Origin of the sequence: Xanthomarina sp. F2636L, assembly GCF_026410195.1 — a bacterium.
In the GTDB taxonomy this organism is placed as follows: Bacteria; Bacteroidota; Bacteroidia; order Flavobacteriales; family Flavobacteriaceae; genus Xanthomarina.
This window is the reverse complement of sequence record NZ_JAPMLM010000019.1, coordinates 1-219: the sequence shown is the minus strand read 5'-3', so window position 1 is coordinate 219 and position 219 is coordinate 1. Positions and strand designations below refer to the sequence as shown.

Sequence of the window (219 nt, the reverse complement as noted above, 5' to 3'; positions counted from 1 at the left end):
AACTACTACGTTACAAGGATCAGAACTATCAGTTGAGTCAACAGGAGTTGCCACGACATCACCAGCACAGTTATCCGTTGCTGTTAAATCAATAGTAGCAGGAATATCTGTTAGACATTCTACCGTTACATCAGCCGGAGCAGCCGGAGCTACAGGAGCAATAGTATCAGAAACAGTAATTATTTGTGACACACTAGATGTATTATTACAAGAATCAGT

General features: G+C 40.6%; 1 protein-coding gene. It reads right to left on the bottom strand.

All coding sequences use genetic code 11. The annotated features are described in order from the left end of the window. On the bottom strand, positions 1 to 219 hold a 219-nt coding region (locus OS191_RS00085; RefSeq protein WP_267153673.1), incomplete at both ends, for a hypothetical protein.